The sequence below is a fragment of the Gemmatimonadaceae bacterium genome, from assembly GCA_020846935.1.
In the GTDB taxonomy this organism is placed as follows: Bacteria; Gemmatimonadota; Gemmatimonadetes; order Gemmatimonadales; family Gemmatimonadaceae; genus RBC101.
Map to the genome: position 1 here is coordinate 210,037 of JADLCY010000010.1, position 14,213 is coordinate 224,249.

The window sequence follows — 14,213 nt, forward strand, 5'->3', positions numbered from 1 at the left end:
GGCGGTGGCTAGGTTTCCGTGCTCTTTGTAAGGGCCTGTAGCTCAGGTGGTTAGAGCGCACGCCTGATAAGCGTGAGGTCGGTAGTTCAACTCTACCCAGGCCCATTTTTCAGAATCTGGAAGCCCCGCGTGGACTTATGTCCGGGTGGGGTTTCTCATTCGTGAGACGTCGGGCTGTCCGTTCGAGCACGCGACGGGCGGTTCCTGGCCTCAGCGCCCGGCTGCGGCCCGAAGCGCTGCCCGGTTCCTGAGCGCTTCGGCCATCGTGAGTTCGTCGGGCTTCTTGCAGCACAGCAGGATGGTCTGGCCCGGAGAGGGACAGTGGTCTTGGTCGGGCGACTCAGCCGAGGAGCCTTGGGTCGTACTCGAACGGCCGTTTGGCGATGATGCTCGCATTCGACGCGTCCGGGTGCCTGGGGTTGATCAGTATGTTGTACTCCTCCGGAACCGGTGCGGCGGGCACACGAAGCAGTGCGGTTGTCGCCTCGGAAAGCCACTTGTCTCCGATGCCCTGGCAGGTTGGGCAGCTCGTGCGTTTGGCCCACTCGCGCCCCAGCCGTCTTACGTCAACGGTTTCCACTGCGAGGGTGTCGGGTACCTCAATGGTCAGCGCGACGAGATCAGAAGGCGCGTCGGTCGGGTCCAGGTGTACGAGATATTCCAGCGCCGCCAGCGCAAGCGAGGTTGGTGTGTAGATGACAGGCGCGCCAGGCGAGTTCCAGCGGCCGCCATACAGCCGTGCGCCTTCGCCATCCAGCGCGCTGAACGGGTCTCGGCAGAGGCGATAGAGATACAAATCTCCCCACTCAGCTCGCGATGCCGTGTTCAATGCGGCCGAGGACTCGCTCAACGGCGAGAGCGCCGGCGTCACTGTCGAGCAACGCAAGCGGACGCGCCCCTCCAAGAGCCCGATTGGGCTTCGCAAGCCACCGATGCGCCTTGTCGTCGTCGGCGAACGCGCTTTCGGCGCGCACGATCAAACGAGCCAGGCGGGCCAAACGATCGGACTCATCTGCCGAGAGAGTGATCTCTTCCTTGCGCTTGCGCTGAAGGGTGCGTGCGCTTCCTACGGCGCGATAGATGTCGCTTTGGATACCGACGAAAGCCGCAAACTCCTCGAAGACTCGATCAAGCGCGCGCGCGGGAATCCCGGCACGTACGGCCGCGATCAGGTCGTACTCCGACTCGTCCCTTCCGAGGACGCTCCTTCCCCCGAGTTTCCTGGCAACAGCAGCGACAGTCATTTCTTCGATGCGCCAAGTGACGTTAGCCGTATACCCATTTGGCGCTCCGTGGGGCACCCCCCGCATGCTCCGGAGAGGGAGGAAGTGCGCTGAGAGTCCCCGATCGCGCGCAGTCCGTTGGTTGTCTGTTTCCCCACAGCAACTCCCGGTCTGGGGGCAAGGGGTTCCCGGCACATCGCGATGTCCGTCAACGACTTACAGGCATGGTGCCGCCCACGAGCCCCTGTTCGGGAGCCTGATAAGCGTGAGGTCGGCAGTTCAACTCTGCCTAGGCCCATGATCTGACCCTTTGGCGCCCCACCGGACTGTATCCTGGTGGGGTCGCTGCTTGTCGGACTCAGGTCGCCGCCGTCAGGGGGTGGAGGTACACTGCGAGCGCGCCATGGCCTCAGCTTCCGAGCCGTGTCAGGAGCGCAGCCGGGCCCCTACCACTGCTGTCTCGCGACCTGACCTGCCCTCGCTTGCGCGACTCCGAGCGGTTCTTGGCTCTCCCGGCCTGACGGCGGGGTTGAGCACCGAGGCGTTGAATCAGGACCTTTCGGTTCGGTTGGAGCGCGGCCGGGTCGCCCTTCACGCGGGCGAGAGTCACCCCGATAATTGCCGGAGAGGACGTGCGTCGAGGAACTCGCCCGCCAGTTTCAAGGCCATGCATGCCAAACACGCCACCCTGGGCCTCCGCGCGAGAACCCTGCCTTCGACCTGGATATGATCCATCCGCTGCGCAGCACCAGCAGCCGCATCGCATGAAGTCCTACTACCGCGTGATGCTGGGAGCCAAGAGCGTGCACGCCGAAGCCTGCCTGTCAGGCGGGTTCATTGGTACGGACTTCGACCTGCATCAGGACCTTGGCGGCAAGCTGTCGACGGACTGGCGTGCATTCAACAAGGCGTTCATCCCCGTCTATCTCGCCATCCATCCCGGGAAGTCCAGGATCAGCGCTGGCCTGGCCTGCGGTGCGGTCTGGACCGTATCGAAGGGCATCTTGAAGGGCGACGTGGTGCTGTGCCCGGATGGGAGTGGCCAGTATCGCGTAGGCGAGGTGACGGGAGACTACCACTACGAAGCGGGCGAAATTCTCCCGCATCGCCGTGCGGTGCGCTGGCTCGGAGTCGGCCTCGAGCGCATCGCCATGAGCGAGGCGCTGCGAAACTCGACCGGCTCCATCGGCACGGTGAGCGACATCACGCAGCATCGGCAGGAGATCGAGAGTCTGCTTGCCGGCGCCGCCGCACCGATCCTGATCTCCACCGATGTCACCGTGGAGAACCCTTCGGCGTTTGCCCTCGAGGCGCACCTCGAGGACTTCCTCGTGGTGAACTGGTCGCAGACCGAACTTGGCAAGGACTACGACATCTACGAGGAGGACGGCGAGAGGGCGCAGCAATACCAGACCGATACCGGGCCACTCGACATCCTGGCCATCAGCAAGGACAGAACGCGACTCCTCGTCGTTGAGCTCAAGAAGGGTCGGGCCAGCGACGTCGTGGTCGGACAAACGCTGCGCTACATGGGCTTCGTTCAGGAGCAGCTTGCCGAAGTTGGCCAGCAGGTGCTCGGCGCGGTGATCGCCCTCGAAGACGACCAGCGTCTGCGGCGCGCGCTGTCCATGACGCCCACCATCAGCTTCTACCGCTATCAGGTCAGCTTCAAGCTGGTGAAGGGCTGACGGGCGCCCTCCCTGACGTCACGGCAGGGCCTTCTCTCCGTGGCCTACGGCACGGACATTTGGGGGGTGAGGGGGGTGATCATCTGCGCTCGATGCACGAGCCGCGCACCCCACGGAGATCGAACATGACGGCCAGGAAGCGAACCACCACGCCCGCCTTCACGCTGGGCAGTCGCGTCGAGCGGGCGTGCCGCGTCGTGCCATACGAACGCCGCGCGGGAGACCCGAGCACGCGCCCGCTGCGGATCTTTGCCCTCGATCCCGCCGAGTCCAAGCTCCATGGCAACGTCGCGCGCGTGGACGTGCCCTACGAGCCCCTCGAACCGGGCCCGATGGGAAAGATCTTCGAGGTGGTGGGCAGCGAGTTCGGTGGCGACGGTCGCCACATCCTCAAGGAACTGCCCGCGCTCGATCTGGACGCGCGCGAGCTGATGCTCTCCGGAGGGCTCGAGCCGACGCAGTCGGACCCTCGGTTCCATGCGCAGATGGTCTACGCGGTGTGCAGCTCGTTGTATCAACGATTCCGCGAGGCGCTGGGGCGGAGTGTGGCGTGGGGATTCGAGCTGCCTGACGACGACGGGCGGAGCGCCATCCGGCTGCGGGTCAAGCCGCTCGCGATGGGTGAGCCGAACGCGTACTACGATCCGGAGCTGGGCGAACTGCTCTTTGGCTACTACCCGGCCGAGGCGTCGACGCGGGGCCGGACGCTCCCGGGGGGCTACGTGTTCACGTGCCTCGCGCACGACATCGTGGCGCACGAGTGCACGCACGCGCTGCTGGACGGGTTGCGGGCGCACTTCACGACGACGACGCACGAAGACGTCGCCGCGTTCCACGAGGGGTTCGCCGACATCGTGGCCCTGCTGCAGCGGTTCTCGCACGAAGCGGTGGTGCGCGAGGCGTTGCGGGCGTCACGTGGGCGCCTGGAGACGGACCGCCTGACGGCGATCGGTCAGCAGTTCGGGGAGACGTCGGGGGGCTTTGGGCCAATCCGCAATGCGATCGACGCGGCGGCGGGCAAGGTACCGCCGCGGTACACGGCGCACACCGAACCGCACGACCGGGGGCGGTCGCTGTGTGCGGCGATCTATGAGGCGTTCGTCACGATCTACAACAGGAAAGCTGGCCGCTTCCGACGGCTGGCGACGGGTGGCACGGGCATTCTCGACGAACGCGCCGAGCTCCCGGCCGAGTTGCTGGAAGCGCTGACCGGCCTCGCGGCGACGCTCGCGGGACAGTTCCTCAACATCTGCATCCGGGCGATCGACTACTGCCCGCCGGTGGACATCCGCTTCGGCGACTACCTGCGGGCGGCGATGACGGCCGATCACGATCTGGTCCCCGACGATCCGTGGGGCTATCGCGAGGCATGGATCGACGCGTTCCGGCGTCGACGGATCTATCCGCAGGACGTGCCGAACCTCGGCGAAGACGCGTTGTTCTGGAACGGACCGGAGCTCGCGATTCCGCGGGTGAATGCGCTGAGCTTTTCGGAACTCGCCTTTGACGGTGACCCGGGGCGCGCCCCCAAAGCGACGGAGCTGCGCCGTCAGGCGATGGCCATCGGCGCACTGGTCACGGACGCGCGGTATCGGGGCGAGTTTGGACTCGTCGACCGGGCCGCCGCGATGAAATCCGGCAAACACGCGGGCCTGGTGGACGTGGACCTGCCAAAAGTAGAGTCCGTGCGTGCGGCGCGCCGGATCGGGCCAAACGGCGAAGTGGTGTTCGACCTGGTCTCGGAGGTCACGCAGCGCGTGGTGAAACTCCACAAGGGCCGGCTGGTGGAACTCCACGGCGGTGCGACGGTGCTGTTCGATCCCTACGGCGACGTGCGGTGCGTGATCCGCAAGCGTGTGCTGCACGAGACCCGTGATCGCGAGCAGCTCGACTTCATCGCCCGAAACGCCTCGAAGTACTACGCGCGCGTCAAAGGGGTCCTGCGCCCGCGTCGCGGCGCGTTCAAGGCGATCCACGCAGGGAGGCTCAAGTAGACGACGAGAGGCGCGACTGGCGCCGCCGCCGATCGACGGACGGAGAACCCAACCCGGGACCGAGTGCCATCGAAGCGGTCCTGATCGGCCGCCCGTTGATCGTCCTCGTCGTCCGCGCCATCGGGACCACGTTGCCCGCGACCAGCCTCAGCGCGTCGCGGGTTCGACTTCCGGCAGTTGATCGTCCCCGTCGTCCATGCCATCCGGACCACGTCGCCCGCGCCCAGCCTCAGCGCGTCGCGGGTTCGCTTCCGGGGTGTCTACCTACGCACGGCGTGCGCCGCGCCTGATGTCGCCGCAAGGCTGCCCGCCTCAGGACGCCATGATGTAGTGACAGCCCGCTTCCTGCGCACGGAGCGCGGCAAAGATGCCGTTGGGCTGGAGGATCACACCCGGGATCACGAGGTCGAGTGCCCTGGCGCGGGCGGCGGCGGGCTCCAGCTTGTCCTGCTCGCGGATGGTCCCCACGAGTTGGGCAAACGCCCAGTTGCAGGCGAGGACCACGCCGCCGCCGGCCATGAACGTCTCGACCTTGTACTTGCCGCTGTTGCCGCTCGCGGCGGCGCCGCCGGTGCTCACGGGGTTGGCCCTGGCCCACTTGCCGCGCTCGTCCTTGAGCTTGAAGCGCTTGCCGGCGTCGTACTGCTCCCAGAACGCATTCTGCATGATGAGCGGAATCGCGCTGTGCCGAAACACCACGACCGGCGACATCTCGCCGCGTTCGGTGCCGTACACGTCCTTGTACATGTCGCACCATGCCACGGCGCGGAACAGCGCGGCGCCGTCGGCGGGTTCCGGGGAATCGAAGACCGCGCGATACCGGCCGGCGACGCGCTCGGTCCAGCTCATGTCCCAGGTGTCGGCGATCGGCGGCGCGTGATCGGGCGCCTTGCGCGACTCGCCGAGTGGGGGCCTGAGCGAGGGGATCATGGCTGCCCCAAAGAGCGAGCTGCCGCCAAGCCATTCAAGGAATCGCCGACGCGGGTGTTCCATGTTCTGCCGACCGTGGTGAGGGGGCTGCGCGCGGGGAAAATAACCTCAGTGCGCGTCGTGGACTTCTACACCACTCGTTCCGGTGCCGCGTCGCACCTCGGCGAGCGATGACGGGCTCCATGACCCTGGTCGGCTGCGGACGGCGACGTCTTCGCCCCGACGTCGAGTTCTGAACTTCGGTAATCGGAGCGAGCTCCGCGCACCTGGGACGCCGATCGCGGCGTCGCATGTGTGCACGCCGGCGCATCCAGATCGTTCGACTGCCCGTTACTCCGAGGATGACGGCGGCCTCGAGGACGGAGACCCGCCCTGGCAGGGGCGTCGCCGAGCGGCGGCTCAGCGACCGCTGCGTGTCCTCCGGGAAGCGCACAAAGGCCCCGCTGGTAGGCGGGGCCTTTGGGAGTCTTCAGCAGGTCAGTCCCTGTGGCGGAAGGTGATGCGGCCGCGCGAGAGATCGTAGGGGGAAACCTCGACCTTCACGCGATCTCCGGTGAGCACGCGAATTCGGAAGCGTCGCATCTTGCCGCCGATGGTCGCGAGCACGGAGTGCCCATTGTCGAGTGCGACCCGAAACGTTGCACTCGGGAGGACGTCGGAGATGACGCCCTCCATTTCCACCATGTCCTCTTTCGCCATCCGGTTACTTCTTGGTCCGGAGACGACGGCGAGCGGCGGCAGCCTTGAGCTGACGGGCTTCGCTGGGCTTCACGTAATGGCGGCGGCGACGCAGTTCCTGAAGAATGCCGGCGCGGAGCACCTGCTTCTTGAAGGTGCGGAGCGCACGCTCGACGTTATCGCCGTCGCCAAGGGTGACCTGGGCCATGCGTTAGCGACCGAGCTTGACGACGTTCTCGGCGGCCGGGCCCTTCTGGCCCTGCACGATGTCGAACTCCACCTTCTCGCCTTCCGCCAGCGACTTGAAGCCCTGGCCCTGGATGGCCGAGTGATGGACGAAGCAATCCTTCTGCCCGCCGTCAGGCGTCACAAAGCCGAAGCCCTTGGCGTCATTGAACCACTTCACGGTGCCGGTAGTACGTGCCATTGCTGAAAACTCCTGGTGCGAAAACGAAAAATGGGGCCGACGCGAGAGCGAAGGCCCCGGCAACTGCCGGTCGAAAGGATTGACTACCGGCCCTGACAGTTTAGCGGTGCCGGCCTCTTCACGCAAGGCCCAACTCCGCCTCGCACAACAAGTTTGCGGCCCGAAGCAATCCAAACTGTCTGCAATTCCAAGCACCTCACGGCCACACGCGCGGCGGTAACGGGGCGTCAGCAACGTAAGCGAGCGACACGCGCTCCCGCTCGAGCGTCCTCGCGATCGCCTTCAGGTCGTCCCGACCCCTCGGTGTGCCCTTTTCGGCCACACCACTCGTCAGCACGGTCACCGTTTGCGTCACGGAGAACGGGCCCTTCTTCGCCGAGACGCGCGCGACCTGCACCCCGCTGTCGGCAAAGGCAAAACGCGACTGAGTCGCGCGCGCGTCGCCCAGCAGGTCGAACATGAGCCCGAGCACCCCGGAGGTGGCGCGGCCGCCAATGCCGCGAATCTGGTCGTGCAGGACCATGTTGCCGTAGTCGACGATGGTGTATCGCGTATCCCGGTCGTGCCTGACGCGCAGGTGCGGAGAGCCGGAGTTGTCCTCATAGGAGTAGCTCTTCTGCGAGGCGTCGGCCCATCCGCCGCGGACGCGGAGCGCGAGCAGGGGCTGTCGTCCCTCGATGATGCGCTCGAGCACGTGCGACATGCGATGTTCGACGAGCAGGCTCTCGCGATAGCGGGTCGCGATGCGGATGAACACGGGCAGCGAGTCGTCGCTGACGCCGGTGACCTCGCGGAACGCGGCCTCGTAGTCGTCGAACGTCACGAGAAAGGGGACGCCGAGGCTGTCGCGGGCGTGCGCCGCGTGGGCGAGACGAAGCAGCACGCCGGCCTGCAGGCGTGCTCCGTTGGCGGTCGCCCGCAGGTTGTAGCCGAGCCGATGCTCCTCGCGCATGGCGGCGATCACCTCGTCACGCGGGGCGCGCACGAACCCCGGGCCCAGGGTCGAGTCCTGGGCACTGAGCGCGCCGGAGAATACCAACACGGCGAATGCAGCCAGGCGCATCATGGTCGTCGCCTCACGAGGGCAGGAGGAGCAGGGGGACGACGCCGCCCATCCAGGCCACCCGCGACCAGCGCACGGCGCTGGCGATGCGGGATTCCGTTGCGTCGGCAAGGAGTGCGAGCACGATGACGGTGGGCGCCACGGCGCACGCCAGGACCGCGATCAGGTACGCCGTTGCGCCGGGCACGCTGCCAAAGGGCGCGAGCGCCACGCCGAGAAAGAGGATGGCCAGCGCGCGATGCAGGCGGATGGCACCGGGCCGCCCGAGTCGGGCCGCGGTGGTGGCCTGTCCTGCCCGCCGGTCGCCAGGTTCGTCTTCGATGTTGAAGAGCACTTCCTGGGTGGTGATGTAGAGGGCGGTCATCACCGCACCCCAGAGGATTGGCGGGGACACCCGGCCGGCGATGACGCCGCCAAACAGCAGGACGCCGCCGACGCAGCTGCCCACGGCGGCATTGCCGGCGAGGAGAGTGCTCTTGAGCCGGAGGGAGTAGGCGGCGGCGAGCAGCATGGCCACCGCTGCCACGATCGCGGCTCGTGCGCCCAGCGTGAACGCGAGCGCCATGCCCGCTGCCGCGAGGCTCCACGCGAAGCGACGGGCGAATTGTGGCGACACGAGGCCGGAGGGAATGGGCCGGGCCGGCCGCGTGAGCGCATCGGAGCCGGCATCCGCCACGTCGTTGATCGCGTTGCCGAACCAGGTGAGGCACGCCACGACGAGCATGCCAACGAGCGCATCGGCCGGCTCCACGCGCAGCGGGCGCGACGACAGGCTCATCCCGACCGGGACGTAGAGCGCGGCCGCGAGCCCGCGATCGACGCGCATGAGTCGCGCGAGTGCACCGAGCGTTGCCGACATCACCAACGCCGTCCGTTGCGCACGCACATCAGGCCCACCGGAACGCCAAACGCCAGCAGCAGGGCGAAGGGGAGCGGCGCGGGTACCGCGCTGCCACCGGCAAGGACGAGCGCGCCGAGCGTCGTACCGATGTAGGTGGCGCCCAGGCGCGGCAGTCGGCGTCGATCGCGCAGCGCGGCCGGCGCGACGAAGCACAGGATCCAGGTGCCGAGCAGCAGCAGGCCGGCCACGACGAGCTGCGCAACAACAGGAGCGGGCCAGGCGAGCCACACCACGGTCGCGACGAACGTCCCGTGCGTGATCGCCGCGTACATCGCGGCGCGCGCGGGAAGCACGACACCGCCATCGCGCGCCCGAGCGCCGAGCCAGAGCGCGGTGGTGCGGGCCCCGCACGCGTGGTCGTTCTCGAGGTCGCGGACCGGGCCGATAATGCCGTTTACCAGCAGGATGTAGGCGACCACGCCCGCGGCCGCGATGGTCACGCGGGGCGTGATCGAGGTGGCGCCGCAGGCGAGCAGTGCGGCCCAGCCGAACGCCTGCACGGCGTCCGTGAGCACCGGCCATGGACACGCCTTGCCCCAACGATCGTATGCCGCGAGCCCGGCAACGCCGACGGCGAGCCAGAAGGCCTGCTGCCGTCCGCCTCCGCTCCAGCCAACGAGCAGCGCCATCACCGGAAGTTGCGCCATGGCGAGTGCGAATACGGCGCCGGGTGAGATGAGCCCGCGGACGAGCGGATCGTCGGCGCGCTGCGGCTCGCGACGGTCGAGCGGCAGGTCGCACACGTCGTTGAGCGCGTAGGCAAAGACATGGAACGACGCGCCGATCGCCAGCAGCATCCCTGCCCGCGCCGGTGTCACCGGACTTCCCGACAAGGCCGCGCCGAGCAGTGGCAGGACGAGGGTGAACCCCATGGCGGCGACGTGCAGCGTGAGGTACGCGTCGTCGAGCACCGACCACACGCTCAGGGTCCGCAGCGCTGGGGTGTCCGCCCGCCCGGTCACGCCCACGGCTCCGGCAACGTCCACTCACGCAGGTCGAAGCGGCTCTTCCAGAACAGGCTCTCGGCGGCGGTCGAATATTCGAGCGCAAACGCCTGGGCACTGGGCGCGTTCGCGACCAGCTCGTAGCACGGGGCCACGATGCCGGTCCGCATGCGGGGATACCGATGCGCGCAGAAGACGCCGTGATTGAAGAGCCCCACGTACCAGATCAGCTGCCTGACGAGCCGCGGGTCGGCGTGACTGCGTACGCGCCGCGAGGCATCGTCGCCGAGGGACGCGTCGAGCAGGAAGGTGTCGACCTCGGTGCGGTGTTTGGTCCGCATGAGCCCGAGCGACGACTCCAGCGCGCCCTTCGACTCCGCACCGCTCAGCAGTGGCATGCATCGAGCCAGCAACAGGAGCACCGGATGCGGGTGGTAGAACCCGGGGACGCCAAGCGCGCGCACCAGGCGCGCGAGCAGCGCGTGATCGCCGTCGGTGGCCGCGGCGCGCATGAGGCGTTCGACGACCTCGAACTCGCGCGCACGCTTGCCGAGCGCGAGTCCGAGCGGGAGCAGGGCCGCGTCGAGCGCGGTGAGCAGCGAGGGCTCGGTCCCATCGAGGATGGCGCGGTCTCTTTGTGCGAGTTCGGTGGTCCAGCGCTCCAGCGCGGGGATCCATTCATCCGGGGTGTCATTGGCGAGCACCGTGAACGCGAGCAGGAGCCAGAGCCTCGACCGCGGCGATCCGGCGGCGCGAAGGTCGTCGACGAGCGCGATGGTCGGTGCGGGGTGCGCGCAGGCGTGCACGCCGATCGGGAGCGCCGCGAGGATGCGGAACGCGGGCACGTCGGAGTCCAGCATCGTCGCGAGGTCGTCGCGGTGCGCGGCGAGCGTCGACGAGGGATCCAGTGCCGGGATCACCCGCTGCGCGATCTCGCGGTCGGGCGGCGCGAGCGCAAAGGGATCGCGCCCATCTTCGACATCGCGGAGGCGCAGTGCGTCGAGCACCTGCTCTCCGTATTTGCGGTACAGCACGCTGATCACGAGCTTTGAGGCGGCCGTGCGGGCCTTTCCCGGGATCCAGTCGAGGCGTGGGAGCTTGAGGCGGTCCACGGCGAGCGTGCGGTACCACGCGATGGTCTTTTCCATCACGTCGCGCCGGTCGCAGTGGTTGATGTAGATCGCCATCGTGACGGCGAGGAAGAACGACAGCAGCTCGCCGCGCCCGACGGCGCCGCGCGCCACGTCCATGAGGCTGATGCGGCCAAGCAGGTCGTCGAGGAACGCCTCGGCAAAGCCGGGCCGCTGCTCCCACATCGCGACGAGCGACGCGTCACCCGGCGGATGCACCTCCGTTTCTTCGTTGAACCAGATGAGGTAGAGCACGTCCCGCACGTCGTCGCGCACGGTGTCGGACGGTGCGGACGCGGCGCTGAGGAGCAGGTCGTGGGCGGCTGCACCCAGATAGAAGGCGGCCTTGAGTGCGGTGCGCCGTGCGTCGGCGTCATCGCCATTGATCAGGCGCTGCAGCGATTCGCGCGCGCGTGCGGGCTCGACGTCGGTGTATTCGATGAACGCTTCGCTCACCAGTTCACGGATCTCGGCGACCGGGGAACCGGCGAGCCGCTCGTAGAGCATCTGATCAGCGGCGAGCAGCAGGGAGAGGCGCGCGGCACCCCAGGCCAGTGGGAACGTGCGCGACGCCGCAACGAGACCGGTGATCACGTCGGCAGGTTGGGGCCCGGCAGCGCGCAACGCTCGCGCCAGGAAGTAGGCGCCGATCGCCGGGATGACGAACGTGACCGTATCACCCGTGAGCGGCGTGCCCGGCTCGACGCGGATGATGTCGCGTTCCTGGAGCGTGGTCCACGGCACGGCCCGGCCGTCGCGTGCGATCTCGATGTCGAGGGCAGGATCGTGGAGGATTTCGTCGACGCGCAGCGGGACGCGCTGCGTGGTCCACATGCGCAGGGCGAGGCGTTCGGCCAGGGCAACGTCGTCGCTGCTCGTCAGGCGCTGCGTCACGAACCGGTCGAAGATGTCGAGCGTCACGTCGGTCGCGGCCACGGGTCCGGCGCGGCCGGCCCAGGCTTCGGCGACCATGCGGAGCAGGAGCGGTCGGCGGAGGCGGAGCGCGAGGTCGGGTGAGAGGTCACCGGCCGCGGTCGTCAGGCGGAACTGGCGTGCATACGCTTCCCACGCCGCCGCAAACTCCTCGCGCGCGAACGGGCCGAGCTGGAGTGCGAGGTGACCGCCGGGGTGGGTGAACCAGCGGTCCCGGGTGACGCGCGGCAGGACGCCCTCGCGAGCGAGGCGATTCCACGTCGTGGTGTTGCAGGCGCCGAGCAGTGCGAAGGCGGGCCATGCGGTGCGCGTCGCGCACGCATCGAGCGAGATCAGCAGGTCGCCCGCGTCGCTGCCGTCGCGTCCCTGGTAGTCGTTCAGGGCGTCGACGACGATCACGAGCCGGCGGCCGTGGGCGGCGGCGATCGCGGCCGCGCGGTCGAGCAGCGGGTCCACATCGTCGGGGGATCGGAGCGCAAGGTCGTTGGCCAGCTCGTGTTCGATCCCGTTGTGGAGTGCGGCATCGGCGCTGTAGAAGAAGACCAGATGCCCATCGGCGCTCAGGCGCTCGGCCCATCGGCACAGCGTCGTCGTCTTGCCCATGCCGGCGTCGTCGACGACCATGAGCACGCGCTGCGACCCGGCCAGGAAGCCGTCGAACGCGTTGCGGACGTGCGGTCGCTCGACGCAGGCAGACGGGAGGTAGGCGCCCGGCGTGGCGTCGGTGCCGCGATAGCGCGCGAGCTGGCGCTCCACCTGCGCACGGGAGGCCGCGAGCAGCCGTGCCCAGGTCTCGGCGTCATCGGCGGCGTCGGCGGCGCTGAGTCGCGGGAACAGCGGACCGTCGTGGGCGCCAAGGTAGATGGCCGGCACGCCGAAGTCCCGTTCTTCGCGGCCGCAGCGATTCACGATCTCGAGCCGGCCGTCCACGACCGCGGCGTCGAGCGGAAGCCCGGCGGCAATTGCCGTGTAGACCTTCCGGGCAAACGCGATGGCGGAATCGTCCATCAGGTCGTATTGCATCGCCACGATCGCGGGAACGTCTACTCCAAGCAATGAGGAGGCCACGCCGCTCCACGTCGCATGCATCGCGCGCTTGCCGCCAAAGCAGGCGCCGAGGACGATCAGGCGCGTGGGTCGGCCGCGCATCCGCGCCGCAAACAGGTCGGCGGCGAGCGGGCTGCCGCGTCCGTCGGGGCCGAGGAGGATCAGCGCGCCGCGTGGCGGGTCGGCGTCGTCGTCAAAGTCTCCGTGGCCGGCGAAGTGCAGCAGGTGTGGATCGGCGGCGAGCGCGCGGTCCAGCGCTTCGCTGTCGGCGGCCAGGAACCATTGCGGTGCGATGTTCGAGGTGGGGTCGAGGGCGGCTTCGATGACCTGCTGCTCCTTCTCGAGCGCAAGCGGTGGCCACGTTGCGTCGTTGGTGGGGGAGGCGAACAACGCGCACAGGGTCAGCGCGTCGACCTTGACGGGTTCACTCGCAACATGTTCGTCCGGCAACTGCTGGCATCGCACGATGCTGAGCCGTCGATCGAGGGCGATGAAGCGCGTGACCGGGGCGTCGTCGCCATCCGTGGGATCGCCGAGATACATGTACTCCCACGGGAAGCGCTCGAGTGCCGGGGCTTCGAAGCGCAGGCGGAGCCTCAGCCCTTCGGCGGGCCCATCGAGCTCGATGAGGCTCTTGTCGAGCAGGTCACGCACGCGCGGCGGGAGGAGCAACGCGGAGAGTGCGGCGCCGAGGCGCGCGACGTCGCGCATCGCGAGCTGGCGACCTTCCAGGCCCTGCAGCGAGGCGTGAATCGACGGGTCGATCGAGACCGCTTCGGCCTCATCGCTCGGCATCATGCCGACCGGAGACCGGAGTACGCGCACGGTGAAGCGCTCGACGTCGCCGTCGCGCACGTAGTCGCAGGCTTCGATGTCGAAATTGCGATACTGCACGCTTACTGTCTCACGCCCGGATCCCCCTCACGCGCCGATCGCCGCGCAGTGCGACCGAATCGGCATCCACTGTCATCGTCTACGCAGGCGTGGAGCGCAATGGTCATGCCTCGACGCGTCGTGCGGCCTCAGCTGTGAGGAAACCGCTCGACCGCGCCGCCAAGGTCGGCGACTGATTCCCCTGTGCGCACCGGGCCCGGCGCGGAGGGGCTGCTCCGAGTGGAGACCTCGAGCGGACGTGCGGGCAATCGCTCGCGGAATGGGGTAGTGTCTGAAAACGATCCGCACCGGGGGCGCCAGTAGCGACCGAGCTTCAGCCTCCCGGCCACCTGGCGGCAAGAGGGGTCACTGGATGGCGTTA

The 14,213-nt window shown here is 68.1% G+C and carries 12 protein-coding genes and 1 tRNA gene; 3 read left to right on the top strand and 10 right to left on the bottom strand.

Features of this window, described 5'->3' with window-relative positions:
* The first annotated feature begins 31 nt into the window (after positions 1-31).
* Positions 32-105: transfer RNA gene (locus IT361_12170), tRNA-Ile, on the top strand.
* A 235-nt stretch (positions 106-340) separates the two neighbouring features.
* Here IT361_12170 and IT361_12175 read toward each other — a convergent pair.
* Both IT361_12175 and IT361_12180 read right to left on the bottom strand, forming a co-directional pair.
* A complete protein-coding gene (locus IT361_12175) occupies positions 341-796 on the bottom strand; it encodes an RES family NAD+ phosphorylase (protein MCC6318434.1) in 456 nt (151 codons plus the stop codon).
* 10 nt (positions 797-806) lie between these two features.
* A complete protein-coding gene (locus IT361_12180; protein MCC6318435.1) occupies positions 807-1,301 on the bottom strand; it encodes a DUF2384 domain-containing protein in 495 nt (164 codons plus the stop codon).
* A gap of 686 nt (positions 1,302-1,987) precedes the next feature.
* On the opposite strand from IT361_12180, the gene IT361_12185 reads away from it, so the two are divergent.
* Entirely contained in the window at positions 1,988-2,911 is a 924-nt protein-coding gene (locus tag IT361_12185) for a DUF91 domain-containing protein (GenBank protein ID MCC6318436.1), read from the top strand.
* 125 nt (positions 2,912-3,036) lie between these two features.
* Positions 3,037-4,905 (top strand): peptidase M4, encoded by a 1,869-nt coding sequence (locus tag IT361_12190; GenBank protein MCC6318437.1) that lies wholly within the window; start codon positions 3,037-3,039, stop codon positions 4,903-4,905.
* Positions 4,906-5,217: 312 nt separating this feature from the next.
* Here IT361_12190 and IT361_12195 read toward each other — a convergent pair whose 3' ends face one another.
* The 8 genes from IT361_12195 to IT361_12230 all read right to left on the bottom strand — a co-directional run bounded on the left by IT361_12195 (position 5,218) and on the right by IT361_12230 (position 13,852).
* Entirely contained in the window at positions 5,218-5,898 is a 681-nt protein-coding gene (locus tag IT361_12195) for a hypothetical protein (protein ID MCC6318438.1), read from the bottom strand.
* Positions 5,899-6,312: 414 nt separating this feature from the next.
* Positions 6,313-6,534: a translation initiation factor IF-1 gene (gene infA, locus IT361_12200; protein MCC6318439.1), complete on the bottom strand. Its 222-nt coding sequence runs from the start codon at positions 6,532-6,534 to the stop codon at positions 6,313-6,315.
* Between the two features lie 4 nt (positions 6,535-6,538).
* Entirely contained in the window at positions 6,539-6,721 is a 183-nt protein-coding gene (gene rpsU, locus IT361_12205) for a 30S ribosomal protein S21 (GenBank protein MCC6318440.1), read from the bottom strand.
* A 3-nt stretch (positions 6,722-6,724) separates the two neighbouring features.
* Positions 6,725-6,940 carry a cold-shock protein gene (locus tag IT361_12210; protein MCC6318441.1) on the bottom strand — a complete coding sequence of 72 codons (216 nt, stop codon included), beginning with the start codon at positions 6,938-6,940 and terminating at the stop codon, positions 6,725-6,727.
* Between the two features lie 196 nt (positions 6,941-7,136).
* Positions 7,137-8,006: a hypothetical protein gene (locus tag IT361_12215; GenBank protein MCC6318442.1), complete on the bottom strand. Its 870-nt coding sequence runs from the start codon at positions 8,004-8,006 to the stop codon at positions 7,137-7,139.
* Positions 8,007-8,016: 10 nt separating this feature from the next.
* Positions 8,017-8,862, bottom strand: a complete 846-nt coding sequence (locus tag IT361_12220) for a UbiA family prenyltransferase (protein MCC6318443.1) — start codon at positions 8,860-8,862, stop codon at positions 8,017-8,019.
* The gene (locus tag IT361_12225) at positions 8,862-9,890 is read right to left on the bottom strand and encodes a UbiA family prenyltransferase (GenBank protein ID MCC6318444.1); all 1,029 of its coding nucleotides are present in this window, start codon (positions 9,888-9,890) and stop codon (positions 8,862-8,864) included. Before IT361_12225 ends, IT361_12220 begins: the two co-directional genes overlap by 1 nt.
* Positions 9,863-13,852: a CHAT domain-containing protein gene (locus IT361_12230; GenBank protein ID MCC6318445.1), complete on the bottom strand. Its 3,990-nt coding sequence runs from the start codon at positions 13,850-13,852 to the stop codon at positions 9,863-9,865. Before IT361_12230 ends, IT361_12225 begins: the two co-directional genes overlap by 28 nt.
* Positions 13,853-14,213 lie beyond the last annotated feature (361 nt).

Excerpts from the sequence above, each read along its gene's own strand:
- IT361_12215 (MCC6318442.1), bottom strand. The coding sequence starts at position 8,006 with ATGATGCGCCTGGCTGCATTCGCCGTGTTGGTATTCTCCGGCGCGCTC.
- IT361_12190 (MCC6318437.1), top strand. The coding sequence starts at position 3,037 with ATGACGGCCAGGAAGCGAACCACCACGCCCGCCTTCACGCTGGGCAGT.
- IT361_12210 (MCC6318441.1), bottom strand. The coding sequence starts at position 6,940 with ATGGCACGTACTACCGGCACCGTGAAGTGGTTCAATGACGCCAAGGGC.
- IT361_12195 (MCC6318438.1), bottom strand. The coding sequence starts at position 5,898 with ATGGAACACCCGCGTCGGCGATTCCTTGAATGGCTTGGCGGCAGCTCG.
- rpsU (MCC6318440.1), bottom strand. The coding sequence starts at position 6,721 with ATGGCCCAGGTCACCCTTGGCGACGGCGATAACGTCGAGCGTGCGCTC.
- IT361_12220 (MCC6318443.1), bottom strand. The coding sequence starts at position 8,862 with ATGTCGGCAACGCTCGGTGCACTCGCGCGACTCATGCGCGTCGATCGC.
- infA (MCC6318439.1), bottom strand. The coding sequence starts at position 6,534 with ATGGCGAAAGAGGACATGGTGGAAATGGAGGGCGTCATCTCCGACGTC.
- IT361_12185 (MCC6318436.1), top strand. The coding sequence starts at position 1,988 with ATGAAGTCCTACTACCGCGTGATGCTGGGAGCCAAGAGCGTGCACGCC.